This is a genomic window from Streptomyces sp. NPDC048825, from assembly GCF_043198355.1.
Classification (GTDB): Bacteria; Actinomycetota; Actinomycetes; order Streptomycetales; family Streptomycetaceae; genus Streptomyces; species Streptomyces xiangluensis.
The window spans coordinates 26,918-53,147 of sequence record NZ_JBICUR010000013.1; the positions used below are offsets into that span (position 1 = coordinate 26,918).

Here is a 26,230-nt window from a genome sequence, read left to right on the forward strand (position 1 = left end):
CCCGTACGTTGACCAGGATGCGGGGAGGTGCGGAAACCCTCACGTGTTCCCCCCGTGAGCATTCCGTGACCTCACCGCACTGACGGCAGGGGTTCACCTTCCGTTCACTCACGGCCATCGGCCGCTTCACCTCTTCTGCCTAATTTCGGCCTTACGCGGTGCGTGGTGCGAACGGAAGTGAGCTCACGTATCACTCGAATTCGGCGGTACGTACGCAATATCGGTACGTACTGGCAAGTATGACGTTGGCAAGTACGACGGCAGTCTCCTACGGACGAGGGGCTGCACCACGACTTCGCACGCCGCCTTTGGGGCGGCTCCTGGAAGGAACTCCCGAAAGTGAAGCTTCAGCGCAAGAACCGGCTTCGCGCCCTTTCCCTCGGTGCTGTCGCCGTCTCCGGCGCCCTGGCCCTGACGGCGTGCGGCTCCGACGACACGGGTGGCGGCAGTGGCGGCGGCGACGCGGGCAGTGCCCCGGCCAGCAACATCAAGTGTGACGACGCCAAGGGGCAGCTGCTCGCCGATGGTTCGTCCGCGCAGAAGAACGCGATGGACGCCTGGGTCAAGCAGTTCTCGGCCGCCTGCGGGGTGCAGATCAACTACAAGGCCGGCGGCTCCGGCGCCGGCGTCACCGCGTTCACGCAGGGGCAGGTCGCCTTCGCGGGTTCCGACTCCGCGCTGAAGCCCGAAGAGGTCGCGGCCTCCAAGCAGCAGTGCGAGGGCGGCCAGGGCATCAACCTCCCGATGGTCGGCGGCCCGATCGCCGTCGGCTACAAGCTCTCCGGGGTCGACAACCTGGTCCTGAACGCCGACACGCTGGCCAAGATCTTCGACAGCCAGATCACCAAGTGGAACGACCCGGCGATCGCGAAGCTGAACCCCGACGCCAAGCTGCCGGGCACCAAGATCCAGGCCTTCCACCGCTCGGACGAGTCCGGCACCACGGACAACTTCACCAAGTACCTGAAGGCAGCGGCCCCCGACGTCTGGGGCAAGTACGAGGGCGGTAAGGCCTGGGAGGCCAAGGGCGGCCAGTCCGCTCCGCAGTCGTCCGGTGTCTCCGCTCAGGTGAAGCAGACCGAGGGCGCCATCGGCTACATGGAGCTGTCGTACGCCAAGGAGGGCATGAACACGGTCGACCTCGACACGGGCGCGCCCGCGCCGGTCGAGGCCACCGTCGACAACGCCACCAAGGCCATCGCCGACGCCAAGGTCGTCGGCACGGGCAAGGACCTCGCGCTCGAGCTGAACTACGAGACCAAGGCCGAGGGCGCCTACCCGATGGTCCTCGTCACGTACGAGATCGTCTGCGACAAGGGCAACAAGGCCGACACCCTGCCCGCCACCAAGGCGTTCCTGCGCTACATGGCGAGCGAGGACGGCCAGAAGATCCTCGCCGAGAACGACTACGCGCCGATCCCCCCGGAGATCATCGCCAAGGTCCGTACGACCGTCGATGGTCTGAGCTGACCTGAGTGCGGCCCGGCCCCGTTCTGACCGGGCCGGGCCGCACCTTCCGGTGCACCGCCGCCAGGGGCCGCTCAGCATGGGTGGCTCCGCAGACCGGAGAACCCGATGGGTATACCTACACAGAACACAGCACCTCCCCCCACCCCCAAGCCATCCGCGACCGAACAGAAGCGAGCCGCCCGCGGCGCCACCCGGCCCGGAGACCGGATCTTCCTCGGTCTCACCCGTGGGTCGGGCATCCTCCTGCTGGTGATCATGGCCGCCATCGCGGCCTTCCTCACCTATCGCGCCTGGCTCGCGATCAGCAAGGACGAGGGCAACTTCCTCACCACCTTCGACTGGAACACCTCCGCCGACCCGCCGGTGTTCGGCATCGCCGTCCTGGCTTTCGGCACGGTGGTCTCCTCGATCATCGCCATGATCATCGCGGTTCCGATCGCGGTCGCCATCGCGCTCTTCCTCACGCACTACGCCCCGCGCCGCCTCAGCGGCCCCATCGCGTACGTGATCGACCTGCTCGCCGCGGTGCCGTCCATCGTGTACGGCCTGTGGGGCGCCCTCATCCTCGTACCGCATCTGATCGGCCTCTACAGCTGGCTGGACGAATACCTCGGCTGGACCGGCATCTTCGAGTGGCAGGAGGGCGCCCCCCGCTCGATGCTCACCGTCGGCATCCTGCTCGCGATCATGATCCTGCCGATCGTCACGAACGTGAGCCGTGAGGTCTTCCGCCAGGCTCCGCAGATGATCGAGGAGGCGGCTCTCGCCCTCGGTGCCACCCGCTGGGAGGTCATCCGCATGGCCGTGCTGCCCTTCGGCCGCTCCGGCGTGATCTCCGCCTCGATGCTCGGTCTCGGCCGTGCGCTCGGCGAGACGATGGCCGTGGCCACCGTGCTGTCGCCGGACTTCCTGATCCACACCAGCCTGCTCGACCCGGGCGGCGGCACCTTCGCCCAGAACATCGCCAGCAAGTTCAGCGAGGCGACGGAGTTCGGCCGTGACGCGCTCATCGCCTCCGGTCTGGTCCTGTTCGTCATCACCCTGCTGGTCAACGGTGCGGCCCGCGCGATCATCGCCCGCCGCAAGGAGTACTCGGGGGCCAACGCATGAGCCACGCAGTCGTCACCGACAAGCGCCCCAGCACCCTGCGCGGCGCCCACCTCCCCAAGTGGTTCGCATGGGCGACCGCAGCGGGCTCCCTCGCTCTCGCCGTCGGCATCGGCCAGGCGGCCGGCCTGCACAGCAAGGTCCAGTGGGGTCTGATCGCTTCGATCCTCTTCGTCCTCGGTACGTTCGTCATCTCCGCGAAGGTCGAGGGCAAGCGGCAGGCCAAGGACCGCGTCGCGACCTCCGTGGTCTGGGTGGCCTTCCTGCTCGCCGTCGTCCCGCTGGTCTCCCTGGTCTGGACGACCGTCTCGCGCGGTGTGAAGGTCCTCGACGGATACTTCCTGACCCACTCGATGGGCGTGGTCGCGGACGACGAGGTGGGCGGCGGTATCTACCACGCCATCCTCGGCACCGCGCAGCAGGTCGGCATCGCCACCCTGATCGGTGCGCCGATCGGTGTGCTCACCGCGATCTACCTGGTGGAGTACGGGCGCGGCAAGCTCGCCAAGTCCGTCACCTTCTTCGTCGACGTCATGACGGGTATCCCGTCGATCGTCGCAGGTCTGTTCATCCTCAGCCTCATGCTGATGTTCGACATGCAGCCCTTCGGCTTCGCCGGATCGCTCGCGCTGGCCATCCTGATGATGCCGGTCGTGGTCCGCTCCACCGAGGAGATGCTCAAGCTCGTGCCGAACGAGCTGCGCGAGGCCTCCCTCGCGCTGGGCGTCCCCAAGTGGCGCACCATTATCAAGGTGGTCGTGCCGACCTCTATCGGCGGCATCACCACCGGCATCATGCTGGCGGTAGCCCGTATCGCCGGTGAGACCGCGCCCATTCTGCTGCTGGTGTTCGGCAACCCCTTCATCAACTCGAACCCGTTCGAGGGCCCGCAGCAGGCGCTGCCGCTCTACATCTTCCAGCAGTACGGGGCAGGCTCAACCGCGGGGTACGACCGTGCCTGGGCGGCCTCGCTCGTGCTGATCGCCATCGTGATGATCCTCAACCTCGCGGCCCGCGGCATCGCCCGCTGGAAGGCCCCGAAGGCTGGTCGCTGACGCGGCCATACAGCGACCAGACTGAACCCGAAAGAAGCAGTGATCCCATGGCCAAGCGAATCGACGTAAGCGGTCTGACCGCCTACTACAGCGCCCACAAGGCAATCGAAGACATCTCCATGACCGTCGAGCCCCGCTCCGTGACGGCCTTCATCGGCCCGTCCGGCTGCGGCAAGTCGACGTTCCTGCGCACGCTGAACCGTATGCACGAGGTCACCCCCGGTGGCCGCGTCGAGGGCAAGGTGCTGCTCGACGACGAGGACCTGTACGGGTCCGGGGTCGACCCGGTCGCCGTACGCAGCACGATCGGCATGGTCTTCCAGCGGCCCAACCCCTTCCCCACGATGTCGATCTTCGACAACGTCGCGGCGGGGCTTCGGCTCAACGGTTCGTACAAGAAGGCGGAGCTGGCGGACGTCGTCGAGAAGTCCCTCAAGGGCGCGAACCTCTGGAACGAGGTCAAGGACCGCCTGAACAAGCCCGGTTCGGGACTGTCCGGGGGTCAGCAGCAGCGTCTGTGCATCGCCCGCGCGATCGCTGTGGAACCCCAGGTGCTGCTGATGGACGAGCCCTGCTCAGCCCTCGACCCGATCTCGACGCTTGCGATCGAGGACCTGATCGGGCAGCTGAAGGAGCGCTTCACGATCGTCATCGTGACGCACAACATGCAGCAGGCCGCTCGTGTCTCCGACCGCACCGCCTTCTTCAACCTCTCGGCGGTCGGCCAGCCCGGCAAGCTCATCGAGATCGACGAGACGGAACGGATCTTCTCCAACCCGTCCGTCCAGGCGACCGAGGACTACATCTCCGGCCGCTTCGGCTGACGCCAGACTCCTCGCGGTGCTGCATGGCGGTGCCACCGCGAGGCCGATAGGGCCCGCCCCTGGCTCCCGGGGGCGGGCCCGTCACTTGGGGCTTGCGCCCCGGATTCCCCCAGGGCTGCGCCCTTGATTCCCCCGGGGATTCCCCCAGGGCTGCGCCCTTGATTCCCCCGGGTTGCGGCCCGGGCCCGCAGCAGGGCTGCGTCATCAAGACCCACCAGGGGTTTCGCCCCCGCCGCCCCTACCCGTCCCATCGCCGGGGCTCCGCCCCGGACCCCCTGGGGCTCCGCCCCCGATCCCCCCAGAAGTTGTATGTCGGCTGCGGGTTCGTTGGGGCTGGTCGCGCAGTTCCCCGCGCCCCTGAAGGGGCGCTGCCGCACGTTGATACAGCCCCGCGCCCCTAAAGGGGCGCTGTCGCGTGCCCCTTCGCATCCTGTCTCGCCAGACTCCGCGCCCGCCGCGCCGGCCCCCGCCAGCCGCAACTGCACCGCGCCACGCAGAAGGGGCCCTGTTCGGCTGTTGTCGTGCGGTGTTCCGGAGGGTCGTCCTCGGCTTGTTCTGCCACGTCACCACCGTACAGAGGCTGAGTAAACGCTTGCCCCAGTAGCACCACGGCGTGACGACGCCCCTGACCCGTCGTTAAGGGCAACGACAGGAGGCGCGCGAAGGACGGCCCGGCTGGGGGTAGGCAGGCGATGGTGGAGCGGCAGCACAGGGGCGGGAGCGGGGCGGTCGCCCTGGCCGCCACGGTGGCGGGGCTGATGGTGTGCGCCACCGGATGCACGGGCAGCGGAGCCGCAGCCGAGAACCCGCGCACCGCTACCGCCCCGGTCGAAGTGCTGCGGCAGGCCTCCACGAACCTTGTGCAGGCCGGCAGTTCCAAGGCGCACACCTCGATGGAGATGGCCACCGGCGGTACCCGCGTGACCATCCGCGGCAAGGGCGTCTACGACTACCGGCGGCAGGTCGGCCGCCTGAAGGTGCGCCTCCCCCAGGACCCGGCCGGCGCCGACGGGCACCGCCCGATCACCGAACTGCTCGCGCCGGGCGCCCTCTACATGAAGAACCGCGGAGCCGGAGTGCCCGCCGACAAATGGGTCCGCGTCGACACGGCCACCCTCTCCGACGGCAATCTCGTCACCGGCGGCGCCACCGACCCCTTCGCCGCCGCCGAACTGCTGCGGGGCACGCGCAAGGCGACATACGTGGGGAGGACGAGCGTCGCGGGCACGCCCGTACGGCACTACCGCGGGACCGCCGACCTCGGCGAGGCGGCGAAGCGGGCCTCGGACGGCAACCGCGGACCCCTGAGGGCGGCGGCGAAGGGGTTCGCCTCCGCCGACGTCCCCTTCGACGCCTACCTCGACGAACAAGGACGCATCCGGAAGCTCCGGCACCGCTTCAGCTTTGTGAACGGGCAGCAGGAGAGTACGGTCGCGGTCGCCTCTACGTTGCTGCTGTACGACTTCGGGGCCCCCGTAGACGTACGGCTGCCGGCGGCCGGGGACATCTACGCGGGAAAGATCGCCGAGTAGCCGGAGCCCCACCGGAGCGCTTGCCCGGCCGGAATGTGCGGGGCCGGAAATGGTCCGTTGGTGCCATGCGCCGTGTGTAGGCCGCTCCCTACTCTAGGAAGCCGGTGACGGCAGGAAGAGGTGATGCACGTGGCTCCGGCGCGCGGTACGGCAGTTCAGGACCACGTGGCCCTCGCCGAGATCGAGCTGTGCGGCGACCTGATCATCGCGGCCTCGGCCGCCGGTGAGGAGCGGCTCAGCCCTGACCGCATCGACGAGGTGCTCAAGCTGGCCGAGGAGCGCTTCCTCGAGGAATACGGCGAGGGCGCCGAGAAGTAGACGTGGCGCGGTTCCGCCGCGCCACGTTGCTTCGTACGCCACCGATGTGGCAGGTGCGTACGTCCGAGAATGTCAGGTACGTACGTCCGAGAATGTCACGTACGCAACAGCCGCCCGATCGCCTTCGTCGCCTCCTCCACCTTGGCGTCGATCTCCGCGCCGCCCTTGACGGCCGCGTCCGCGACGCAGTGGCGGAGGTGCTCCTCGAGGAGCTGGAGGGCGAAGGACTGGAGGGCCTTCGTGGAGGCGGAGACCTGGGTGAGTATGTCGATGCAGTAGACGTCCTCGTCGACCATCCGCTGCAGTCCGCGGATCTGGCCCTCGATCCGGCGCAGACGCTTGAGGTGCTCGTCCTTCTCCTTGTGGTAGCCGTGGACCCCGCGGTCGTGATCGGTCACCACGTCCGGCGCGCCTGCGGAGGGCGCGGTCTCTCCGGTCTCGGTCGTCGTCATCGCGTCCTCCTGCTGCTCGTTCCGGCGAACGTGCCTGGTTCGTCTCTTACGTATACCGGGGATGGGTATATGGTAACGAATTTTGCTGGGTATACGGCCCTTGGCCGATACGCCGATACCCCCGGTCGACCGCCCAATGGACCCTGTGCGGAGCACTTTGCCTGATGGGTGACACTGGAGGACGGCCCGTTTCCCGTGGCTGGACGATGCACCTAGCATCAGCCTGACCGAAACCAGAGCAATCCGAGGAACCCACGTGCGATTTCGTCTGACCCCCAGGGAGACGAGCTTCTACGACATGTTCGCCGCCTCCGCGGACAACATCGTCACGGGCTCCAAGCTCCTCATGGAACTGCTCGGGGCCGACGCCTCCGGCCGGACCGAGATCGCCGAGCGTATGCGGGCCGCGGAACATGCCGGTGACGATGCCACACACGCGATCTTCCATCAGTTGAACTCCTCGTTCATCACGCCGTTCGACCGCGAGGACATCTACAAACTCGCATCGAACCTCGACGACATCATGGACTTCATGGAGGAGGCCGTCGACCTGGTCGTCCTCTATAACGTCGAGGAGCTTCCGAAGGGCGTGGAGCAGCAGATCGAGGTACTGGCGCGGGCGGCCGAGCTGACGGCCGAGGCCATGCCGAACCTTCGCACGATGGACAACCTCACCGAGTACTGGATCGAGGTCAACCGCCTGGAGAACCAGGCCGACCAGATCCACAGAAAGCTTCTTGCGCACCTGTTCAACGGCAAGTACGACGCCATCGAGGTGCTCAAGCTCAAGCAGATCGTGGATGTGCTGGAGGAAGCGGCGGACGCGTTCGAGCACGTGGCGAACACGGTGGAGACCATCGCCGTCAAGGAGTCCTGACCTCTCCATGGACACCTTCGCTCTGGTCGTGACCATCGGGGTCGCGCTCTTCTTCACGTACACCAACGGCTTTCACGATTCGGCGAACGCGATCGCGACATCCGTGTCGACACGGGCGCTGACGCCGCGGGCGGCGCTCGCGATGGCCGCGGTGATGAACCTCGTGGGTGCCTTTCTGGGCAGCGGGGTCGCCAAGACGGTCAGCGAGGGGCTGATATCCACGCCTCAGGGCTCGAAGGGGATGGGCATTCTCTTCGCGGCGCTCGTCGGCGCGATCACCTGGAACCTGATCACCTGGTACTTCGGCCTGCCGTCCTCCTCTTCTCACGCGCTGTTCGGTGGCATGGTCGGGGCGGCTCTGGCCGGCGGTACGACCGTCTACTGGTCCGGTGTGCTGGAGAAGATCATCATCCCGATGTTCGTCTCGCCGCTGGTCGGCCTGGGCGTGGGCTATCTGGTGATGACCGCGATCATGTGGATCTTCCGCCACTCGAATCCGCACAAGGCGAAGCGTGGTTTCCGTATAGCGCAGACGGTGTCGGCGGCGGGAATGGCGCTCGGTCACGGTCTTCAGGACGCGCAGAAGACGATGGGCATCGTGGTGATGGCGCTGGTCATCGCGGATGTCGAGGACTACGGCGATCCGATTCCGGTGTGGGTGAAGGTGGCCTGCGCGGTGATGCTGTCGCTGGGGACGTATGCGGGGGGCTGGCGCATCATGCGGACGCTCGGCCGCAAGATCATCGAGCTCGATCCGCCTCAGGGCTTTGCCGCGGAGACGACCGGGGCGTCGATCATGTTCGTCACGGCCTTCCTCTTCAAGGCGCCCATCTCCACGACCCATATCATCACGTCGGCGATCATGGGTGTGGGTGCGACGAAGCGGGTGAATGCCGTGCGCTGGGGGGTCGCCAAGAACATCGTTCTCGGCTGGTTCATCACGATGCCGGCGGCTGCGCTGGTCGCGGCGCTGAGCTTCTGGGTCGTGAACCTGGCGTTTCTGTAGGCGGGGTTTTCGCCCCCGCCGCCCCTACCCGTCCCATCCCGGGGCCAGCCCCGGACCCCGCTGGGGGCTCCGCCCCCGGACCCCCTTTGGGGCTGCGCCCGCAGACACGCTTTTGGGGCTCCGCCCCAGGATCCCGCTGGGGGCTGCGCCCGCAGACCCGCTTCGGGTCTCTGCCCCAGACCCGCTTCGGGGCTCCGCCCCAGGACCTCGCTGGGGGCTGCGCCCGCAGACACCCTTTGGGGCTCCGCCCCAGGACCTCGCCGGGGCTGCGCCCGCAGACCCGCTTCGGGTCTCTGCCCCAGACCTGCTTCGGGGCTCCGCCCCCGGACCCCCGTCGGGGCTCCGCCCGCAGACACCCTTTGGAGCTCTGCCCCAGGACCTCGCCGGGGCTGCGCTCCCAGACCCGCTTCGGGGCTCCGCCCCGGTCCCCTTGAGGACGGCCGGTAGCGGAGCGCTACGCGTGGCGCAGGACGGTCAGCAACTCGTCCACCAACACTTGATCGCGAGGCTGCGTCAGCCGCTCCTTGGCGGCAACCGGAGGAAGCCACCGGAGGCGGTCCACTTCGTCGTTGGGTGTGAAGTGGCCCTCGGTCGCCTCTGCCGCCCAGTAACTGACTTCCTTGGGGCGGCCGTTGGCCAAGTAGCACACCGTGGGCAGCCGGGGGCCTGGTACGCAGTCGAAGCCGGTCTCCTCCTCGACCTCCCTTACCGCGCCCGTGAGCGGATCTTCGCCGCGCTTCAGCTTGCCCTTGGGGTGCGACCAGTCGTCGTACTTCGGCCTGTGGACCAGGCAGATCTCCAGTTCACTGTCGACGGGCGAGCGGCGCCACAGGACGCATCCCGCCGCGAGAACGGGGTTTCCGTTGGTCGTCTGCACAGTCCCTCCCTGGGTCACGAAGTACCGACTGTCTCCTTTAACCAGGCTTGCCGGAACGCGAACCTGGCCGCTTCCACCTCGTGCCGCTGATCCGCGTGCAGCACCCCGAGCGCGTACGCCGTCGCCGGGGCGATCCGTGGGGTGCGGGCCGCCGATGCCGCCGCCGTGGCCGCTTCCGCCGCGTCACGGTGCCGGTCCAGGGCCTGGCCGGCGTTCAACAGGCGTACGTCTACGGGGGATTCCGTGCCGTACATGACCTCGCGGGCGTAGCGGTGCAGGCGCAGCAGGAGGCGGACCTGGTGCCAGGGGGCGTCCTGGGGATGCGGGGCCGGGTCCGCGGAGAGGCCGTGGACGAGGGCTTCCGCGTTGTACGGGTTGCCCGCGCTGACCAGGGGAAGTCCGGTGATGGCGTCGGTGAGGCGGCCCTCCGCGGCTGCCGCGAGCGGCTTGAGGTCGGCGCTGGTCGCGGAGGGGCTCAGCGGGACCTCGCTGGCGAGCACGGCGACGCTGTCGGCGACGGCGTGGAAGCGGCTGGAGCCGAGCGCCTGCAGGGCCGCCGAGTGGGCGCGCGTACGGGCCAGGGTCATCTGGCGTTCCAGGAGGGCGCCCGCCTTTGCCGCGCCCACGGTGAGGGTGCTCTTCTCCTGACGCGGTTCTGACGCCGCCTGTGCTGGAATCGGGGAGCAGCCGGACAGCCGGTTCAGTGCCCCCAACAGCCGCTCAAGGCGAGCCGCGTACGCATGCTCGCGCGCCAAAGTGCCCGACAACCACGCCAGTTCGGGGCGCATGCCCTCCGACCAGTCCGTGTCCAGGAGCGGGCGGAACGTGTGGAGCGTGCCGCTGATGCGGCGGGCCGAGCGGCGCAGGGCGCGGGCCGCGTCGACGGTCTCCTCCGTGCCGTTGCCGCCGCCGTTGGACGACGTGCCGCCGGTTTCGCGGTGCTGGCGCAGCGCGCGGAGGAACTCCGTGGCCTGGGCCTGAAGGTAGGCCTCCAGGGTCTCCCCGGCCACGGGACCGGCCGCAGGGTCAAGGTGTTGCTTTGCCACGCCGGCGCCTCCGGGCGTCTATGAGCATCTCCTGGACGTTGCGCAGCTGCTGTCCGTCGCCGTCGGCCGCATGGCGAGTCCACTCGCCGTCGGGGCCGAGGTGCCAGGAGGAGGTCTTGTCGGACATGCCGGTCTCGAGGAGCCGGCTGAGCGAGGCCCGGTGGGCCGGGTCCTTGACCCGGACCAGGGCCTCGATCCGGCGGTCGAGGTTGCGGTGCATCATGTCGGCGCTGCCGAACCACACTTCCGGCTCGCCGCCGTTGCCGAAGGTGAAGATGCGGGAGTGTTCGAGGAAGCGGCCGAGGACGGAACGTACTCGTATGTTCTCGGACAGATCGGGCACGCCGGGGCGCACCGCACAGATGCCCCGCACCCACACGTCCACCGGGACGCCCGCCTGGGAGGCGCGGTAGAGGGCGTCGATGATCGCCTCGTCCACCATCGAGTTGACCTTGATACGCACGTACGCGGGACGTCCGGCGCGATGGTGCTGCGCCTCCTTGTTGATCCGTGCGATCAGGCCGTCGCGCAGGGACTTGGGGGCGACGAGGAGGCGGCGGTAGGTCTCACGGCGGGAGTAGCCGGAGAGCCGGTTGAAGAGGTCGGAGAGGTCCGCGCCGACCTGGGCGTCGGCGGTCAGCAGGCCGATGTCCTCGTACAGGCGGGCCGTCTTCGGGTGGTAGTTGCCCGTGCCCACATGGGAGTAGCGGGCCAGCGTCTCGCCCTCCTGGCGGACCACCAGCGACAGCTTGCAGTGCGTCTTCAGGCCGACGAGCCCGTACACGACATGGCAGCCCGCCTCCTCCAGCTTGCGGGCCCACTTGATGTTGGCCTGCTCGTCGAAGCGCGCCTTGATCTCGACCAGGACGAGGACCTGCTTGCCGGACTCGGCCGCGTCTATGAGGGCGTCCACGATCGGTGAGTCGCCGGAGGTGCGGTACAGCGTCTGCTTGATCGCCAGCACGTCCGGGTCCGTCGCGGCCTGCTCCAGGAAGGCCTGCACGGAGGTGGAGAAGGAGTCGTACGGGTGGTGCAGCAGGACGTCGTGCTCCCGCAGGGCGGCGAAGATGTCCGGCGCGGACGCCGACTCGACCTCGGCGAGATCGCGATGGGTGCCCGCGACGAACTTCGGGTACTTCAGCTCGGGCCGGTCGAGACGGCTGATGCCGAAGAGGCCGGTGAGGTCCAGGGGGCCGGGCAGCGGGTACACCTCGGCCTCGGAGACCTTCAGCTCGCGCCTGAGGAGGTTGAGGACGTACGGGTCGATGGACTCCTCGACCTCCAGGCGCACCGGCGGCCCGAAGCGGCGCCGCATGAGCTCCTTCTCCAGGGCCTGGAGCAGGTTCTCGGCGTCGTCCTCCTCTACCTCCAGGTCCTCGTTGCGGGTGACCCGGAACATGTGGTGCTCCAGGACCTCCATCCCCGGGAACAGCTCCTCCAGGTGGGCCGGCGCGGAAATCACGTCCTCCAGGGGGACGTAACGGCCGGGCGAGGCCTCCAGGAAGCGGGACAGCAGCGGCGGGACCTTGACGCGGGCGAAGTGGCGGTGGCCGGAGATCGGGTTGCGCACCACGACCGCGAGGTTCAGGGACAGGCCCGAGATGTACGGGAAGGGGTGCGCCGGGTCGACCGCGAGGGGGGTGAGGACCGGGAAGATCTGGTTGCGGAACAGCGTGAAGAGGCGGGCCTGCTCCTTCTCCGTCAGCTCGCCCCAGCGGACCAGGTGGATGCCCTCCTCCGCGAGCGCGGGGGCGACGTCCTCCTGGTAGCAGGCGGCGTGCCGGGCCATGAGCTCGCGGGAGCGGGCCCAGATCATCTCCAGCACTTCACGCGGCTGCAGACCGGAGGCCGAGCGGGTCGCGACGCCGGTCGCGATACGCCGCTTCAGGCCTGCCACGCGGACCATGAAGAACTCGTCGAGGTTGCTGGCGAAGATCGCGAGGAAGTTCGCCCGCTCCAGGAGGGGCGTGTCCGGATCCTCGGCGAGTTCCAGGACGCGCTCGTTGAACGCGAGCCAGCTGCGCTCCCGGTCCAGGAACCGGTTCTGCGGGAGCTGGGCGCCGGCGCCGTCGGCCTCCTCGTACGCGTCGAGGTCGGCGTCGAGGTCGGGCTCCAGGTCGGAGACCACTGCCGACACGGTGTGCGGGCGGTGCGCGGCGATGGAGCCGACGGAGGGCTGAGCGTGCTGAACCTGGACTTCGTGCTGGGTCATGAACCCATTGTTCCGTGCCGGAACCGGAACGGGCGCGTCAGAAGAAGCGGGCGGGAGCGCGGCGACGGACTGAAGGCTCCTGCTCTCCTGCACAGGCGAGGGCTCGTTCTCCGGGGGAGGCGAAGGCTCGGGGACGGAGGGGTTCATTCGCCGAGCGTCGCAAGTCCGTCTGAATCAATGGTTACGGCGACATGACGTGCGGGATAGCGGGGGGCGGCCCCCGGACGTCTACACGTCCGGGGGCCGGGTACGTCCCCCACCCCCGTAAGGGGCGTACGGATCAGGAACGGACAGGAGTGGCGGGTGGGATCAGGGGGTTCGGCGGCGGAGGATCCAGAAGGCGGCGGCGGTGGCCAGGGCGGCGACGGCGAGCGCGATGCCGGCGTGGACGAACTGGAGGGGCCAGAAGTGGGACTGGGGGTGGTAGGTGGAGTAGTACCCGGCGAAGTCGGCGTTCGCAACGCAGCCGGGGCCGGGCGGGGAGTCGCCGCAGGGGGCGTCCTGGGTCCGCCCCCCGGAGGTGAGCAGTACCCAGTTCTCCACCTGGAAGGCGGAGCGCGGCAGCTCGTAGTGGGGTTCGCCCGTCCTGGTCACGGTGGGCCACAGGTCTTCGCGGTAGCGCTCCAGGACGTTGTAGAGGACGAGCGTGGCGGCGAAACCGAGGCCGGCGGCGGGCAGGGCCCTGCGGGTGAGCAGTGCGGCGAGGGCGCCGAGGGCCAGGCCCGCGAGGACGTAGGCGACGGCTGTCGGGCCGGTGGAGACGAAGACGTCGGGGTGGTACCAGTCGTCGACCAGGTTGGGATTGTCGTCCCGCCGGGCCCAGACGTTCAGCAGCACCGCCGCCGTGGTGCCGGCGGTCAGCAGCAGCGCCGGGACGGCGAGCTTGGCGGCGAGCCAGCGCAGCGGGGTGACGGACTGCGTCCAGGCCAGCCGGGCGGTGCCGTTCTCCAGCTCCCGGCCGATCAGCGCGCCGCCCGCCCAGGCGGCGACCGGGAACATCAGGTACGACAGGGCGGTGCTGACGAAGCCGATGACATCGCCGTAGGTATCGTCGGTGGTCCACGTGTGCGCCTCGTCGCAGGACGGCAGCCCCGCTTCCGGCGATGTCGAGCAGCCGCCCGCGCTGATGCTGGCGTCGTCCCCGATGGCGTACGCCCAGACCAGGGCCACCGTCGCGGCGAGCAGTCCGGCGCCCCAGGTGATCAGCGCCGTCCGGTGCAGGCGCAGGACGGTCCACGGGAGACCCTTGACGGGGCCTTCGCCGATGCTTTTGGTGGTGCTTTTGGCGGTCAGGGTGCTCATACGGCCGCCTCCTGACGGTCGGCGCCCGCGGCGGTGGCGGCCGGGGTCAGCAACGCCGGCGCCTCGGGGCTGCGCAGGTGGGCGAGGATCAGTTCCTCCAGGGTGGGCTGTTCGCGCTGCCAGGCCGGATCGGTCGAGCCCTCGGGGCGTACCAGCGCGGTGTGGCCGCGTCCGGTGGCGCGTCGTTCGATCACGGTGTGCGGGGCGAAGTCGGCGGCCGTGCCCGTGAGCAGGGCGTGCGCGGCGAGCAGGTCCTCGCTCTCGCCGCCGAGGCGTACGTGGCCGTCCTGGAGCAGCAGCAGGTAGTCGCAGGAGCCCTCCAGCTCGGCGACCACGTGGGACGACATCACGATGGTGGTGCCGTTCTCCAGCGCCTCCGCCATCAGGGCGCCGGTCAGCTGGTGCCGGGCGAGCGGGTCGAGGTCGGCCATCGGCTCGTCCAGGAGCAGCAGTTCGGGCCGCTTGCCGAAGGCGAGGGCGAGGGCCACGCGGGTGCGCTGGCCGCCGGAGAGCGAGCGGACCCTGGCCTTCGGCTCCAGGCCGCCGCTGCCGTACGCGATCCGCTCGGCGGCCTCTTGGTCCCAGCGTCCGCCGCGGTTGAGCTCGGCGCCGAGCCGGAGTGTGGCGGCGATGGTGAGGTGCGGGTGCAGGGGCCTGTTCTGGGCGACGTAGGCGATGCGGGAGCGGGCGGCGGCGGGCGTCTCGCCCAGGACCGCGACCGTGCCCGCGGTGGGCCGGAGCAGTCCCGTGGCGATGTCGAGCAGCGTGGACTTGCCGGCGCCGTTCGGGCCGACGAGTGCGCAGATCCGGCCCTGCGGGACCCGGAAGGAGCAGTCCGCGAGGACGTTCCCCTTTCTGCGCCCGTACCGCATGCCGAGCCCGGCCGCCTCGATGGCGGTGTCGGTCATTCCTGGTCCCCCTTGAGGTGTTCGTCGAGCGTGAAGTGCTCGTCGAGTACTGAGGTGAAGAGCGCGGCCACGTCCTCCCGGCCGAGGCCCGCCGCGCGGGCATGGGATGCCCACTCGGCCAGCTCGGCCCGGAGGGGGGAGTCGGCCGGAGTGGTGCTCAGGGAGCGCTGCACGAAGGTGCCGAGGCCGCGTCTGGCCTCGACCAGGCCCTCCCGCTCCAGCTCGCGGTAGGCCTTCAGGACGGTGTTCGGATTGATCGCGGTGGCTTCCACGACCTCGCGGGCCGTGGGGAGTTTGTCGCCCGGTTCCAGCAGGCCCAGACGCAGGGCCTGCTTGGTCTGCTGGACGATCTGGACGTACGTGGCGACACCGCTGCGCCGGTCGATGCGGTACTCGACCACTCGACAACACCCTTTCACTAATTGAGTAGTGAAAGGGTGGTGCAAGGTGCGGGTGCATGTCAAGCGAAAGGTGGGCTGGGGCGAGTGCCAAAGTTTCTCGGAATCCCGTGAACCGATCGGCGGGCCTCGTCCGATGAAGGGGCGTGAGGGAAACGAGAAGCGACGGAGAGCTGCTGCGGGCCATCGCGGCGGACGGGGACCGGCGCGCCTTCGAAGAGCTGTACCGGCGGTATGCGCCATGGCTCGCCGCACGGCTGCGTGGCCGGTGTTCGGACGCCGGGCTGGTCGACGACGTCGTACAGGAAACCTTTCTCGCGGTATGGCGTGGCAACGCCCGGTATCGCGAGGAAGGCGACGTGGCCGGCTGGCTGTGGCGGATCGGGTCGCGGCGGCTGATCGACGCCCTGCGGGGCGACGGTGCGCGGGGCCGGCTGCGGCAGGCGCTCGCGCGGCTGCGGCACCGGGACGAGGCGTCCGCGGAGGAGCGCGTGCTCGCAGGGGTTGAGCACGGGGACCTCGCGGGCGCCCTCGTCCGGCTGTCGCCGGAGCTCAGGGCGGTCCTCCAGGCCACCGTCATCGACGGGCTGACCACCCGGGAGGCGGCCGTCCTGCTCGGCATTCCGCCGGGGACGGTCAAGACACGAGCCCTGCGGGCCCGGAAGCAGTTGCGGGAGGCGCTGGCATGAGCGACATCAACGACGTGAACGGCGACATGAGCGGCACGAGCGGCATGACCTGGCATGTGGCGGGGGACGACCTCCGCGCCTATGTACGGGGCGAGTTGGCGCCGCCTGTGCTCTGGGCGGCCGACACGCATCTCGTCGCCTGCGCGCCCTGCCGGGCGGCGCTCGCCGAGGTGAGCGACCCGGTTTCCCTGGACGAGGGCTGGGAGCTGCTGGACGCCGAACTGGACGCGCCGCGGCCCGGGTTCGTCGAGTCGCTGCTCGTACGGATCGGGGTCGCCGACCACACGGCGCGGCTGCTCGCCGCCACGCCCGTGCTGCGGCTGTCCTGGCTGGGCGCGGTCGCCGCCGTGCTGGTCATGACGGTGGTGGCCGCCAACTCCGTACAGGCGTCGGAGACACCGACGCTCTTCCTCGCCCTCGCCCCACTGCTGCCCCTCGCCGGCGTCGCGTTGTCCTACGGGCCCGCGCTGGACCCGACGTACGAGATGACCGTCGTCGCTCCGGTGCACGGCTTCCGCCTGCTGATGATCCGCACCCTCGCCGTGCTGGCCGTCGGGCTGGGCCTCAACGGCCTTGCGACCCTCGCGCTCCCTTCGTACGGACTGCGGGCTCTGGCCTGGCTACTGCCCGCGCTCGCCCTCACCGCGACCGGGCTCGCTCTGACCCCCCGGCTGGGGCCGGTCCTCGCTCCTGGGCTGGTCGCCGGGGTGTGGGTCGCGGTGCTGGTGATCGCGGAGGCGAGGACCGAGGGGACCCTCGCGCCGTACACGGTGGCCGGGCAGGGTGTGGCGGCTGTGGTCTCCGCGTTCGCCGTCGGGCTCCTCTATCTCAGCCGCGACCGTTTCGACTCGACTTCCGCGCGCACACCGTTCGCGGGCTTTCAGGATGGAGGTGCGGCGTGATGTCCAACGCCACCCGCAGGAGGCTCAAGCTGCTCAAGGCCGCCGCGCTGATGGTCGCCTCGGGCGTCCTCCGACTGCTGCACGTCGTCGCCGTCGTTCTCGCGCAGACATCCCGCCGCCAGGGATCCTCCTCGTCCTCGTCCTCCTCCGACAGCGGAGGCGACGGATGAGAGTCGCCGCTGCCGCTCTCCGGCGCCGCGTGCCGGCCGCCGACGTCCCCACGCTTCCGCTCTCTTCCACAGGAGTCCACGCATGACCGACCTGCCCATGCCGCCCACGGTGTCCGCCGCCGGGCTGACCCTCCACTACGGCAGCACGGCCGCCCTCGACGATGTGTCGCTGAGGCTCGGCGCGGGCGTCACCGGGCTCCTCGGGCCCAACGGAGCAGGGAAGACCACCCTGCTGCGGGTGCTGGCCACCGCCGTGCCCGCCGACCGGGGTGCCTTCACGGTGCTCGGGCACGACCCGAGCACGACGGCCGGGCGGCAGAACGTGCGGCGCGCGCTGGGCTATCTCCCGCAGACGCCCGGCTTCCACCCGGACTTCACAGCCTTCGCGTTCGTCGACTACGTGGCGATCCTGAAGGAGATGACCGACCGGACGGCCCGGCACCGGGAGGTGCGGCGCGTGCTCGACGAGGTCGACCTCGGGGACGTACGCGGCAAGCGCATCCGCAGGCTGTCCGGCGGTATGCGGCAGCGGGTCGCGCTGGCGGCCGCGCTCGTCGGAGACCCCGGCTTCCTCGTGCTGGACGAGCCGACGGTCGGGCTCGACCCCGAACAGCGCATGCGGTTCAGGGAATTGATCGCGTCGGCGGGCGAGGGACGTACGGTCCTGCTCTCCACGCACCAGACCGAGGACGTGGCCATGCTCTGCCACCGCGTGATCGTCATGGCCGGCGGCCGCATCCGCTTCGAGGGGACACCGGCCGAGCTGACCGCGCGGGCGGACGGGCGGGTGTGGAGCAGTACGGAACGGGACCCGGGCGCGAGAGCCGGCTGGCGTACGGGCACGGGGTCCTTCCGCAATGTCGGGCATCCGCCGGAGGGCGCCACGCTGGTCGAACCCACCCTGGAGGACGGCTACTTGCTCACCCTCGACGCCTCGGACGCCGCCTCGGCCTCATCCTCGGAGGTGACCGCGTGAGCACGCTGACCGAAGTCCGGCCCACGCCCGTCGTCGCCTCGCCCGAACCCCGGCGCTGGGCGGCCGTGTTCGCCCTCGCCCGCTTCGAGGCACGCGAACTGCTGCTGCAGATACCGGTGTTGTTCTTCTCCCTCCTGTACGTCGGCTACCTGGGCTGGCAGGTGTGGTCGTCCGACCGCGAGGGCATGAACGACTTCCCCGTGCTCCAGGACGCCGACCGCGCCACCCAGATGCCCCCGATGCTCGTCGCGGTCGCCCTGCTCATCAGCGCCAACCGGGCCGTGCTGCGCTCCCGCCGGCGCGGCACCGACCGGCACTTCGACGTACTGGTCATGGAGCCGTGGCGGCGCACGGTGGCGCACGCCCTGTCGGTCGTGCCGTTCGCCGCCGCCGTCGCGCTGGCCGTGGCCGGACAGTTCACCTGGCAGGCCCTGAAGCCGGGCGCGGTCGGGCACGGTTCGTACGCCGAACTGGCCGTGGCCCCGCTGTCGGTGCTCCTCCTGGGAGTCCTCGGCGTCCTCCTCGCCCGGCTGATCCCGTCCTCCTTCGCCGTGCCGCTCCTGGCGCTCGGCGGCTTTGTCGGCACCACGCTGCTGACCGCGGGCCTGGACGACCCGCGCTGGATGCGCTGGCTGTGGCCGGTCGCCTCCGAGTACCAGTCCGAGCCGGTGCCCTCCGACCTGATGGGCCGTCCCGCCGCCTGGCACGTGCTGTATCTGGTGGGGCTGACCGTGCTGCTGCTCTGCATCGCGATCCTGGTCGGCGGGGGCAGGGCGCGGCTGGTCAAGGCGGTCGCCGTCGGCTCGGCGGCGCTGACCCTGACGGGTGCGGTGGCCCAGTCCGCGGGTGACTCGACCGCGCTGACCGCGGCCCGGGTGCGGGCCTCGGTGACCCCCGAGAAGGACCAGACGTGCGTACGGCACGACCGGTCGACATACTGCGCGTTCCCCGAGTGGACCGGGCGCACCGAGGACTGGGCCGGCACCGTCCGGCGCGTGCACTCCCTCGCGGGCGGCGCCGCCGGGGGGACCCCGCTCACGGTCCGCCAGCGCGTCGAGGCCCGCTACTACGGCCTCGGCCAGGACTCGACGTTCGACCCCTCCCGTACGCCGGGGGAGGTCACCGTAGGCACGCGCTGGGGCGGCAACCGGATCCCCGAGTTCGCCGTCGGTGTCGCCTCCGTGCTGGTCGCGGGCGACGAGGAGGCGGCCGGGCAGTTGTGCGACGCCCGGACGGTCGTGGTGATGTGGCTGGCCCTCGGCTCCGAGCCCGACCCGATGACGTCGTTGAGGAACGTCCGCCTGGACGACGGCGTCTCCGGTTCCGCGGTCGTCCTCGCTCCGACGCATCCGCTCTCCATGTCCGCCCAACAGACCGACGTCGTACGGGAGATGCTCGAACGCCCGCGCTACAGCATCACGGCGAAAGTGAAGGCCCACTGGACGGAGCTGACGTCACCGAAGACGTCCACGGCCCGGGCGGCCGAGCTGCTGGACGTGCCGGTGCCGCAGGGGAAGGAAGACGAGTGCTGGGCGTGACGGCGGGCGCCGCCGGCGGGCGGGACGACCGTCGTGGCCGGGTTGCCCGGGGGCACGAGAGCGGCTGGCCGACGCCGGGCCGCGAGCCCCGCCCGCGGCCCACTCCCTCCACGGCCGGCATCATCCGCGCGCTGGTTCTGCCCGTGGCCCGCACCCTCCCCTGGCTGCCGCTCGCCGCGGGCGGCACCGTGGGGCTGCTGCTCGTCGGCGTGCCGCGGCTGGTGTCGGGGGAAACCGTGGAGGTGGTCGCCCTCCTGCTGTTGCGGGGCGCCGCGCTCGCCTTCGGGCTCGGCCTTGCGTTCCTGATGGACGATCCAGCGCGGCACACCACCGCGGGGGTGCCGGTCCGGCGGGCGGTGCGGGCGGGGCTGCGGGTGGCTCTCGTCGCGCCGGTCGCCGTCGCCTGGTGGACGGCCGCGCTGCTCCTCGTACCGGAAGAGGTGCGGCCACCCGTGGGGGACATCACCCTGGAGGCCGCCGCCACCGCCGTCCTCGCGCTCGTCACGGGCGCCGCCGCGGTGCGGCTGTGGGACGAGCCCGAGCCGGGGCCGGCCGCGGCGGCCGCGCTCCTGCTCACGGGACTGGCCGCACCCCTGCTGATGCCCGACCGCTGGACCCTCTTCGTCCAGCCGCACGTCGACCGCTGGGACGAGGCCCACCGGTCGTGGGCGTGGCTACTGGCCGGCGCCGCGTTCATCTGGGCCGCCTGCCTGCTGGAACCGGTACGCCGACGCCGGGTCCGGGCGGTCTTCACGGCCCGTTCCTGACGCTCGCCCCCCGAAAGTCAGCCTCGAGAGGCCGCGCTCACGACTCCGTGCGGTACATCAGATCCGCCTCGTACGTCACGAACCCCAGTCGCTCGTACACCGTCACCGCCGCCGTGTTGTCCGCGTCGACGTACAGCATCGCCGTCGGCAGGGCCTGCGCGGCCAGGTGACGGAGACCGATCGTGGTCAGTGCCTTGCCCAGGCCCCCGCCCTGGGCGCCGGGCCGCACCCCCAGGACGTACACCTCGCCGAGCCCCTCCTCCGCGTGGACCTTCGTCCAGTGGAAGCCGATCAACTCGTCGCCGCGGAAGGCGAGGAAGAAGCCGGAGGGGTCGAACCAGGGCTGGGCCTTGCGGTCGTCGAGGTCGCGTTGGGTGAGGGAGCCCTGTTCGGGATGGTGGGCGAAGGCTTCGGCGTTCACGGTGAGCCAGGCCGTGTCGTCCGCGCCGGGGACGAAGGGGCGTACCGTCACGCCCTCGGGGAGCTTCGGCTCGGGCAGGTCGAAGTCGGTCAACGGGCGCCGCATCTGGCGCAGTTCGCGGAACAGGGTGAGGCCGAGGACCTGGGCGAGGTGGCGTGCGGCGGAGTGACCGCCGTGGGCCCAGACCCGCAGCCGCTTGCCGGACTCCCCGAGCAGTGCGCTGCCCAGCGCGCGTCCGTGCCCGCGCCCGCGATGCGCCGGATGGACGACCAGCTCGGCGGCCGGGGCCTCGACGGGATCGGTGTCCTCGAGCTGGGCGTAGCCGACGAGCTGCCCCTGCACGGTGAGCAGCAGATGCCGTACGCCCACCCGCGGGCCTCCGGTCAACTGCAGCCGCCCCTGTTCCGAAACCGCCTGCTGACCGTCGGTCCGGGCGGCCTCCGCGAGGAGCGCGAGCACGGCCTCGGTCTGCTCGGGGGTCAGCTCGGAGAGGGTGTCGAGGGTGCGAATAGGGACGGCCGGTGCCGTGTCGTCGCTGGTCATGAGTACGAGAGTAAAGGGCTCGCGCCTCCACTGGATATGCGGTGCGAAGCGAAGCGCTCCGCTGGAGGTGCGGGTTCGAATCTGCGGGTCCGTTGTGCTGGTCGCTCCCCACTCTCCGCTTGGCTCAAGCGGGGGACCCCCCATCGCGGCGGAGCCGCATATGTCACAGCCCCGCGCCCCTTTCGGGCCCGCGCCCCTTTCAAGGCCCGCGCCCCTTTCGGGCCCGCGCCCCTCAAACGGGGCGCCGGGCGCGGCAGCCTGTCCCCTTCATGTCGAAATGATCCCGACGGCAACCAGTCCGTAACCATGAACCCCTGTTCGTGCTACGCGCGTTGACTCTAGGCTGCGCCCAGAACTCAGCCGACCCACAGGGGGGCACATGTCAGCCAAACCCCAGCCGCACCAAGGCAGACGCCGGACCAGGCGTCTGATCGCGGCTGCCGCCGGAGTCGCCACCGTCGGCGCACTGTTCGCCGCCCTGCCGGCGGCAGCGGGCGAGACCAAGAGCAAGAAGCCCGGCGGCTATCAGAAGCCGAGCCGCTACCAGGACGTACAGCTGCTGTCCTTCAACGACCTGCACGGCAACCTGGAGCCGCCGGCCGGTTCCTCCGGCCGGGTCACCGAGGTGCAGGAGGACGGGACGACGAAGACGATCGACGCCGGTGGTGTCGAGTACCTGGCGACGCATCTGCGCCAGGCCCGTAAGGGCAACAATTACTCCATCACCGCGGCCGGCGGCGACATGGTCGGCGCCTCCCCGCTGATCTCCGGGCTCTTCCACGACGAGCCCACCATCGAGGCGCTGAACCAGCTCGACCTGGACGTGACGAGCGTCGGCAACCACGAGTTCGACGAGGGCGCCAAGGAACTGGCCCGCCTCCAGAACGGCGGCTGCCACCCCAAGGACGGCTGCTACAACGACGGCGAGACTTTCGAGGGCGCGAACTTCCCCTACCTCGCGGCGAACGTCCTGGGCGAGAAGACCGGCAAGCCGATCCTCAAGCCCTACTGGGTGTGGAAGCAGAACGGCGTCAAGGTCGGCTTCATCGGCGTGACCCTGGAGGACACCCCGGGCATCGTCTCCGCGGAGGGCGTCAAGGGCCTGAAGTTCAAGGACGAGGTCGAGACGATCAACAAGTACGCCAAGCTGCTGGAGAAGCAGGGCGTCAAGTCGGTCGTCGCGCTGATCCACGAGGGCGGCTTCCCGGCGTCCACGGCGTACAACTACGACTGTGACTCCCCGGGCGCCGGCGCCGGCATCTCCGGCCCGATCGTGGACATCGCGAAGAACATCACGCCGAAGGTCGACGCCCTGGTCACCGGCCACACGCACACCGCGTACGCCTGCACGATCAACGACCCGTCGGGCAAGCCGCGTACGGTCACCTCGGCCGCGTCCTTCGGCCGGCTCTACACCGACACGACGCTGACGTACGACCGCTGGACCGGCGACATCGCGCGTACGGCCGTCGACTCGGCGAACCACGTGGTCACCCGGGATGTCGCGAAGGCCGCCGACATGACCGAGCTGATCAAGAAGTGGAACACCCTCGCGGCGCCGATCGGCAACCGCGCCATCGGCCACATCTCCGCCGACATCCCCAGCACCGGCACCGAGTCCCCGCTCGGCGACCTGATCGCGGACGCGCAGCTCGCGCACGGCAAGGAGCTCGACCCCGAGACGGATCTCGCGCTGATGAATCCGGGCGGCATCCGTACGGGTCTGACGTACGCGGCGAAGGGCGCCGAGGGCGACGGGGTCGTCACGTACGCAGAGGGCTTCGCGGTGCAGCCGTTCGCAAACACGGTGAACCTGCAGGACTTCACGGGCGCCCAGCTCATCAAGGTGCTCCAGGAGCAGGTGACCGGCGTCAACACGGCCGCGCCGAAGGTCCTCCAGGTCTCCTCGGGCCTGACGTACACCCTGGACCTGACGAAGACCGGCGCGGAGCGCGTCGTCGCCGACTCGGTCAAGCTGAACGGCGCCGCCATCGACCCGGCCGCCACCTACCGTGTCGCGACCAACAGCTTCCTCGCGGGCGGCGGCGACGGCTTCACCACGCTGGGCCAGGGCACGAACGACCTGGTCGGCTCCGACGACCTGACGGCCCTGGAGAAGTACCTCACGGCCAACTCCTCGGCCACGAACCCGATTTCGCCCCCTGCGGCGAACCGGATCACGGTCGTGCAGTGACGACCGTGAGGAATCTCCCTTACTAGCAGTACAGCTTGCGGGTGGGGTCGGTACGCATGGTCAGATGAGCTGATGCGTACCCCCCACCCCATAGAGACGCATCCCGCAGAGACGCCTCCCTACACGAACCCGTACGACGAGCTCGGCGCCCTGGACGACGGGCCACTGGAGGAGTTTCTGCATGAGGAGCACGACGACCACGACGACTATGAGGATCGTGAGGACTCCGATGAGACCGGCGAGGACTGGGCCCCGCCCAACCACCGCCGGGGCGCCCGCACCCGTCGCCGCCGAAACCGCTTCGCGGGCCTGCCCCTTGCCTTGAAGGCCGTGATCGGGCTCGTCGTCCTCGCGGCGTTCCTGACCCTCGCCGACCGCTGGGCCCTTCTCTACGCCGAGCATGCGGCGGCCGACAAGCTCAAGGACCAGCTCGACCTGAGCGCCGCGCCCGAGGTCGAGATCGGCGGCTTCCCCTTCCTCACCCAGCTCGCCGGCAGCCGGGTCGACACGGTGAAGGTGACCGTGCCGGACGTGGCGGCGGACCGGGTCTCCCTGGCCAAGGTGTCGGCCACGGCCACGGGCATACGGATCGAGGGCGGCCCCACCTCCATACGCGGCGCCACCATCCCCCAGTTGCAGGGCGAGGTGCTGCTCTCCTTCGCGGACCTGAACCGTGAACTCGGCGCATCCCAGGTCACGTTCACCGGTCACGGCACCGACGAGGTGCGGGCGCGCGGCACGCTGCCCGTCGCCGGGCAGAATCTGCGGCTGCGCGCCGACGCGCGGATCCAGCGGGACGGGGAGCGCGGGATCTCCACCGAGATCGACGGAATGCGCCTGGACATCGGCAACTTGGCGACCTACCGCCCGGGCTCCCGCCCCTCCGAGGGCCTGCATCTGACGCCCACGTCGGCCGAACGCCTGGCCAAGGAGACCAAGAAGGCCAAGGCCCTGCTCTCGGTCCCCGCGATCGTCCAACGCCTCGGCGTACCGCAGTCGGCGGTCCAGGAGGCACTCCGCGACGACACCAAGCTCGCCGAACTCACCGGTTCCGCGGACTTCGCCCGCGAGGCGATGAACCTCAATCTCATCGACGCCGCGGTGGACAACCCGGCTTTGTTGAAGCGCCTCGGCTTCGACCCGGCGCTCCTCGACGGCCTCACCCAGCTCACCCGCCCGGTCCTGGTCGACCGCCTCTCCCTCGGCTTCCGCCTCCCGAAGCCGGCGGACGGGGACGTACGACTGCAGGACGTACGCGTACAGAAGGACGGGATCCGGGTGCGGGTCACGGGGGAGGGGCTGTCGGTCGGAGGATGACCCCCCGTATCAACTGAGCGTGCCTCCGCCCGAGTTCAGGTTCGGGCGGAGGCACGCTGCTGTGGAGGGCGGCAGGCTAGGTCACTTGGCGCAAGTCGCCGGGTCCAGGTTCTCCTGGATCTTGTCCTCGCGGCCGTCGGGGGTGCCGTCGGGGAGGAGCTTGTCGGAGACGCCGTCGATGTAGTAGCCGTGCGAGTAGATCTTCTGCCAGGAGGCGTCACGGCCGCGCCAGGTGGTGGTGGTCTCCCAGCTGTCTTCGTCGTTCGGGTCGCCGGCCTTGTACCAGCTGTAGTTGGTGACGTTGAAGACCGGGTTCACGCGCACCACGCGCTGGTACGGCGTCCACGTCGTGGCGACCTGGGCACACGCCGGGATGGACTTCTCGCTGCGGCGCTCGAAGGACGAGCTCTTCTCCCAGCCCCACTCGTAGTTGAAGCTGCTTTCCGCGCCACCGCCGAAGAGTCCCTTGGCGAAGGAGAGACTGATCTTGGCGCCCACGCTCTTCTTGGCGCTCGTCTTCGTGGTGTAGTTCCGGACGAAGATTTCCTTGTCGTCCGTGGTGCCGCGGTTGCCGATCCAGTTGGAGGTCCGGATCGTCTCGCCCTTGATGGACCAGGTGGAGGCCTGCGGGTAGGTGCAGTACCCGCTGAAGTACTCCCAGGGAGCGGTGGGGGAGTGACCGAGGCGCTCGAACTCGGCGTACATCTCATCATACGTCCGGAACTGCCCGGTCTCGACGTTGAGGGAGCCGTGGACCCGGCCGTCGTCGTCGGCCTCCTGGCTGCAGAGCCGCTCGATCATGAGGTCCGTGTCGCCGGGATCCACACCCCGGATGTTGGACGAGCCGCCCGGGCCGCCAGGGGCCGCGTTGGCGGGTCCGGCGGTGGCCGCGAGGCCGGTGACGGCCAGGGCGGTGGACACCGTGACCAGGACGCCCCTCTTCAGCACGGACTTGAGTGCGGATTTCACGTATGTACGCTCCTGCTTGCTCACCGGCACCGGATGACGCCGGTCTTGCCTTACGTGGGGGAAAAGCAGAGCCCGGCGGCGTGGAAGAGGCGGAAACGCCGAGAGAGGTGCGGGGGCCGCCGGTCAAGTACCAGTGAACCGGACGTACTTCACGGCGCCATCACGGTTTCATCAGAGAAGTCTCAGAAAACCGGGGCCGACTGCGAGTCCGTACGCCTGCGGCTACGCCTGTGTACGTCTGCCCACGTCTGTGTAGGCGTCCCGATCCCGTGTGGCTTCCTGAAGTCGACTCGGCGACAATGACCCTTCGCACAACTTCACGAAGCCCAAGGGACTTCGCGAACCGTAAGGCCGCCGGAG

At 69.8% G+C, this 26,230-nt stretch carries 25 protein-coding genes; 16 read left to right on the forward strand and 9 right to left on the reverse strand.

Going from position 1 to position 26,230, the window contains the following annotated elements; genetic code table 11:
• Positions 1-339 precede the first annotated feature (339 nt).
• The 6 genes from pstS to ACGFNK_RS28735 all read left to right on the forward strand — a co-directional run bounded on the left by pstS (position 340) and on the right by ACGFNK_RS28735 (position 6,306).
• Positions 340-1,470 carry a phosphate ABC transporter substrate-binding protein PstS gene (gene pstS / locus ACGFNK_RS28710; RefSeq protein ID WP_393420473.1) on the forward strand — a complete coding sequence of 377 codons (1,131 nt, stop codon included), beginning with the start codon at positions 340-342 and terminating at the stop codon, positions 1,468-1,470.
• A 105-nt stretch (positions 1,471-1,575) separates the two neighbouring features.
• Positions 1,576-2,580, forward strand: a complete 1,005-nt coding sequence (gene pstC / locus ACGFNK_RS28715) for a phosphate ABC transporter permease subunit PstC (protein WP_386353894.1) — start codon at positions 1,576-1,578, stop codon at positions 2,578-2,580.
• Positions 2,577-3,632 (forward strand): phosphate ABC transporter permease PstA, encoded by a 1,056-nt coding sequence (gene pstA / locus ACGFNK_RS28720; protein ID WP_393420476.1) that lies wholly within the window; start codon positions 2,577-2,579, stop codon positions 3,630-3,632. The genes pstC and pstA overlap by 4 nt, the downstream gene beginning before the upstream one ends.
• A 47-nt stretch (positions 3,633-3,679) precedes the next feature.
• Positions 3,680-4,456 carry a phosphate ABC transporter ATP-binding protein PstB gene (pstB, locus tag ACGFNK_RS28725; RefSeq protein WP_386353890.1) on the forward strand — a complete coding sequence of 259 codons (777 nt, stop codon included), beginning with the start codon at positions 3,680-3,682 and terminating at the stop codon, positions 4,454-4,456.
• A 692-nt stretch (positions 4,457-5,148) separates the two neighbouring features.
• A complete protein-coding gene (locus tag ACGFNK_RS28730; protein WP_393420478.1) occupies positions 5,149-5,988 on the forward strand; it encodes a hypothetical protein in 840 nt (279 codons plus the stop codon).
• Positions 5,989-6,111: 123 nt separating this feature from the next.
• The gene (locus ACGFNK_RS28735) at positions 6,112-6,306 is read left to right on the forward strand and encodes a hypothetical protein (protein WP_393420480.1); all 195 of its coding nucleotides are present in this window, start codon (positions 6,112-6,114) and stop codon (positions 6,304-6,306) included.
• 95 nt (positions 6,307-6,401) lie between these two features.
• Here ACGFNK_RS28735 and ACGFNK_RS28740 read toward each other — a convergent pair whose 3' ends face one another.
• The gene (locus ACGFNK_RS28740; RefSeq protein ID WP_388687347.1) at positions 6,402-6,758 is read right to left on the reverse strand and encodes a metal-sensitive transcriptional regulator; all 357 of its coding nucleotides are present in this window, start codon (positions 6,756-6,758) and stop codon (positions 6,402-6,404) included.
• A 256-nt stretch (positions 6,759-7,014) separates the two neighbouring features.
• Here ACGFNK_RS28740 and ACGFNK_RS28745 point away from each other — a divergent pair, with 256 nt between their 5' ends.
• Entirely contained in the window at positions 7,015-7,635 is a 621-nt protein-coding gene (locus ACGFNK_RS28745) for a DUF47 domain-containing protein (RefSeq protein WP_386353884.1), read from the forward strand.
• A 7-nt stretch (positions 7,636-7,642) separates the two neighbouring features.
• On the forward strand, positions 7,643-8,641 hold the full coding sequence (locus ACGFNK_RS28750; RefSeq protein ID WP_386353882.1) for an anion permease: 999 nt from the start codon (positions 7,643-7,645) through the stop codon (positions 8,639-8,641).
• 454 nt (positions 8,642-9,095) lie between these two features.
• Here the strand turns inward: ACGFNK_RS28750 and ACGFNK_RS28755 are convergent, their stop codons facing one another.
• From ACGFNK_RS28755 to ACGFNK_RS28780, 6 genes are all read right to left on the reverse strand, one after another.
• The gene (locus tag ACGFNK_RS28755; protein ID WP_393420482.1) at positions 9,096-9,518 is read right to left on the reverse strand and encodes an NUDIX hydrolase; all 423 of its coding nucleotides are present in this window, start codon (positions 9,516-9,518) and stop codon (positions 9,096-9,098) included.
• A gap of 14 nt (positions 9,519-9,532) precedes the next feature.
• A complete protein-coding gene (locus ACGFNK_RS28760) occupies positions 9,533-10,564 on the reverse strand; it encodes a CHAD domain-containing protein (protein ID WP_393420483.1) in 1,032 nt (343 codons plus the stop codon).
• A complete protein-coding gene (locus ACGFNK_RS28765; RefSeq protein WP_393420485.1) occupies positions 10,545-12,923 on the reverse strand; it encodes an RNA degradosome polyphosphate kinase in 2,379 nt (792 codons plus the stop codon). The genes ACGFNK_RS28760 and ACGFNK_RS28765 overlap by 20 nt, the downstream gene beginning before the upstream one ends.
• 162 nt (positions 12,924-13,085) lie before the next feature.
• The gene (locus ACGFNK_RS28770) at positions 13,086-14,078 is read right to left on the reverse strand and encodes a hypothetical protein (RefSeq protein ID WP_393420487.1); all 993 of its coding nucleotides are present in this window, start codon (positions 14,076-14,078) and stop codon (positions 13,086-13,088) included.
• Positions 14,075-14,986: an ABC transporter ATP-binding protein gene (locus ACGFNK_RS28775; RefSeq protein ID WP_393420489.1), complete on the reverse strand. Its 912-nt coding sequence runs from the start codon at positions 14,984-14,986 to the stop codon at positions 14,075-14,077. Before ACGFNK_RS28775 ends, ACGFNK_RS28770 begins: the two co-directional genes overlap by 4 nt.
• Positions 14,983-15,387: a GntR family transcriptional regulator gene (locus tag ACGFNK_RS28780; RefSeq protein WP_393420491.1), complete on the reverse strand. Its 405-nt coding sequence runs from the start codon at positions 15,385-15,387 to the stop codon at positions 14,983-14,985. The genes ACGFNK_RS28775 and ACGFNK_RS28780 overlap by 4 nt, the downstream gene beginning before the upstream one ends.
• Before the next feature lie 143 nt (positions 15,388-15,530).
• Here ACGFNK_RS28780 and ACGFNK_RS28785 point away from each other — a divergent pair, with 143 nt between their 5' ends.
• The 6 genes from ACGFNK_RS28785 (at position 15,531) to ACGFNK_RS28810 (ending at position 20,426) form a co-directional block, all read left to right on the forward strand.
• On the forward strand, positions 15,531-16,073 hold the full coding sequence (locus tag ACGFNK_RS28785; RefSeq protein WP_393420493.1) for an RNA polymerase sigma factor: 543 nt from the start codon (positions 15,531-15,533) through the stop codon (positions 16,071-16,073).
• A 44-nt stretch (positions 16,074-16,117) separates the two neighbouring features.
• Entirely contained in the window at positions 16,118-16,975 is an 858-nt protein-coding gene (locus ACGFNK_RS28790) for a zf-HC2 domain-containing protein (RefSeq protein WP_393420851.1), read from the forward strand.
• Positions 16,975-17,145, forward strand: coding sequence for a hypothetical protein (locus ACGFNK_RS28795; RefSeq protein WP_393420495.1), 171 nt, complete (start codon positions 16,975-16,977; stop codon positions 17,143-17,145). The genes ACGFNK_RS28790 and ACGFNK_RS28795 overlap by 1 nt, the downstream gene beginning before the upstream one ends.
• Positions 17,146-17,242: 97 nt before the next feature.
• Positions 17,243-18,121 carry an ABC transporter ATP-binding protein gene (locus tag ACGFNK_RS28800; protein WP_393420853.1) on the forward strand — a complete coding sequence of 293 codons (879 nt, stop codon included), beginning with the start codon at positions 17,243-17,245 and terminating at the stop codon, positions 18,119-18,121.
• Positions 18,118-19,659: an ABC transporter permease gene (locus ACGFNK_RS28805; protein WP_393420497.1), complete on the forward strand. Its 1,542-nt coding sequence runs from the start codon at positions 18,118-18,120 to the stop codon at positions 19,657-19,659. Before ACGFNK_RS28800 ends, ACGFNK_RS28805 begins: the two co-directional genes overlap by 4 nt.
• Positions 19,647-20,426, forward strand: coding sequence for an ABC transporter (locus ACGFNK_RS28810; protein ID WP_393420499.1), 780 nt, complete (start codon positions 19,647-19,649; stop codon positions 20,424-20,426). Before ACGFNK_RS28805 ends, ACGFNK_RS28810 begins: the two co-directional genes overlap by 13 nt.
• 37 nt (positions 20,427-20,463) lie before the next feature.
• Here ACGFNK_RS28810 and mshD read toward each other — a convergent pair whose 3' ends face one another.
• Positions 20,464-21,390 carry a mycothiol synthase gene (gene mshD / locus ACGFNK_RS28815; RefSeq protein WP_393420501.1) on the reverse strand — a complete coding sequence of 309 codons (927 nt, stop codon included), beginning with the start codon at positions 21,388-21,390 and terminating at the stop codon, positions 20,464-20,466.
• Between the two features lie 379 nt (positions 21,391-21,769).
• Here mshD and ACGFNK_RS28820 point away from each other — a divergent pair, with 379 nt between their 5' ends.
• Both ACGFNK_RS28820 and ACGFNK_RS28825 read left to right on the forward strand, forming a co-directional pair.
• Positions 21,770-23,584, forward strand: coding sequence for a bifunctional metallophosphatase/5'-nucleotidase (locus ACGFNK_RS28820; RefSeq protein ID WP_393420503.1), 1,815 nt, complete (start codon positions 21,770-21,772; stop codon positions 23,582-23,584).
• 72 nt (positions 23,585-23,656) lie between these two features.
• Positions 23,657-24,901 (forward strand): DUF2993 domain-containing protein, encoded by a 1,245-nt coding sequence (locus ACGFNK_RS28825; RefSeq protein ID WP_393420505.1) that lies wholly within the window; start codon positions 23,657-23,659, stop codon positions 24,899-24,901.
• A gap of 81 nt (positions 24,902-24,982) precedes the next feature.
• Here ACGFNK_RS28825 and ACGFNK_RS28830 read toward each other — a convergent pair whose 3' ends face one another.
• Positions 24,983-25,870, reverse strand: coding sequence for a hypothetical protein (locus ACGFNK_RS28830; protein WP_393420507.1), 888 nt, complete (start codon positions 25,868-25,870; stop codon positions 24,983-24,985).
• Between the last annotated feature and the right edge of the window lie 360 nt (positions 25,871-26,230).

Excerpts from the sequence above, each read along its gene's own strand:
- ACGFNK_RS28775 (WP_393420489.1), bottom strand. The coding sequence starts at position 14,986 with ATGACCGACACCGCCATCGAGGCGGCCGGGCTCGGCATGCGGTACGGG.
- mshD (WP_393420501.1), bottom strand. The coding sequence starts at position 21,390 with ATGACCAGCGACGACACGGCACCGGCCGTCCCTATTCGCACCCTCGAC.
- ACGFNK_RS28825 (WP_393420505.1), top strand. The coding sequence starts at position 23,657 with ATGCGTACCCCCCACCCCATAGAGACGCATCCCGCAGAGACGCCTCCC.
- pstC (WP_386353894.1), top strand. The coding sequence starts at position 1,576 with ATGGGTATACCTACACAGAACACAGCACCTCCCCCCACCCCCAAGCCA.
- ACGFNK_RS28750 (WP_386353882.1), top strand. The coding sequence starts at position 7,643 with ATGGACACCTTCGCTCTGGTCGTGACCATCGGGGTCGCGCTCTTCTTC.
- pstA (WP_393420476.1), top strand. The coding sequence starts at position 2,577 with ATGAGCCACGCAGTCGTCACCGACAAGCGCCCCAGCACCCTGCGCGGC.
- ACGFNK_RS28735 (WP_393420480.1), top strand. The coding sequence starts at position 6,112 with ATGCACGTGGCTCCGGCGCGCGGTACGGCAGTTCAGGACCACGTGGCC.
- ACGFNK_RS28800 (WP_393420853.1), top strand. The coding sequence starts at position 17,243 with ATGCCGCCCACGGTGTCCGCCGCCGGGCTGACCCTCCACTACGGCAGC.
- ACGFNK_RS28770 (WP_393420487.1), bottom strand. The coding sequence starts at position 14,078 with ATGAGCACCCTGACCGCCAAAAGCACCACCAAAAGCATCGGCGAAGGC.
- ACGFNK_RS28820 (WP_393420503.1), top strand. The coding sequence starts at position 21,770 with ATGTCAGCCAAACCCCAGCCGCACCAAGGCAGACGCCGGACCAGGCGT.
- pstB (WP_386353890.1), top strand. The coding sequence starts at position 3,680 with ATGGCCAAGCGAATCGACGTAAGCGGTCTGACCGCCTACTACAGCGCC.
- ACGFNK_RS28740 (WP_388687347.1), bottom strand. The coding sequence starts at position 6,758 with ATGACGACGACCGAGACCGGAGAGACCGCGCCCTCCGCAGGCGCGCCG.
- ACGFNK_RS28795 (WP_393420495.1), top strand. The coding sequence starts at position 16,975 with ATGTCCAACGCCACCCGCAGGAGGCTCAAGCTGCTCAAGGCCGCCGCG.
- ACGFNK_RS28765 (WP_393420485.1), bottom strand. The coding sequence starts at position 12,923 with ATGAACCCCTCCGTCCCCGAGCCTTCGCCTCCCCCGGAGAACGAGCCC.
- ACGFNK_RS28730 (WP_393420478.1), top strand. The coding sequence starts at position 5,149 with ATGGTGGAGCGGCAGCACAGGGGCGGGAGCGGGGCGGTCGCCCTGGCC.
- ACGFNK_RS28790 (WP_393420851.1), top strand. The coding sequence starts at position 16,118 with ATGACCTGGCATGTGGCGGGGGACGACCTCCGCGCCTATGTACGGGGC.